Raw genomic sequence first — 315 nt, 5'->3', positions numbered from 1 at the left:
CAGGGCTGGCAGTACCAGCATGAGAACTACCGGCACATGCTGGAAAAGCACTCGTTGAAGCAAAGCATGTCCCGACGTGGCAACTGCTTGGACAATGCGGCAATGGAAAGCTTCTTCGGGACGCTGAAGTCGGAGTTCTTTTACCTGAACAGCTTTGACAGCATCGAGAGTCTGGAAGCTGGGCTGGTGGAATACATCCAGTACTACAACGAAGAGCGCATCAAACTGAAACTGAAAGGCCTGAGCCCGGTAAAGTACCGGGAGCAGGCTCAATCGGCCGCCTGACCCCGTCCAAGTCTCGGGGGTCACTTCACC

At 54.9% G+C, this 315-nt stretch carries 1 protein-coding gene; it reads left to right on the top strand.

The window, feature by feature from the left end; translation table 11 throughout:
* A partial coding sequence (locus RCF13_RS10660; RefSeq protein WP_308141140.1) for an IS3 family transposase occupies positions 1-285 on the top strand: 285 nt, incomplete at its 5' end.
* Between the last annotated feature and the right edge of the window lie 30 nt (positions 286-315).

Origin of the sequence: Stenotrophomonas maltophilia group sp. RNC7, assembly GCF_030910085.1 — a bacterium.
Classification (GTDB): domain Bacteria; phylum Pseudomonadota; class Gammaproteobacteria; order Xanthomonadales; family Xanthomonadaceae; genus Stenotrophomonas; species Stenotrophomonas sepilia.
The sequence above is the reverse complement of the archived record's forward strand: the minus strand, read 5'-3'. Positions and strand labels throughout refer to the sequence as shown.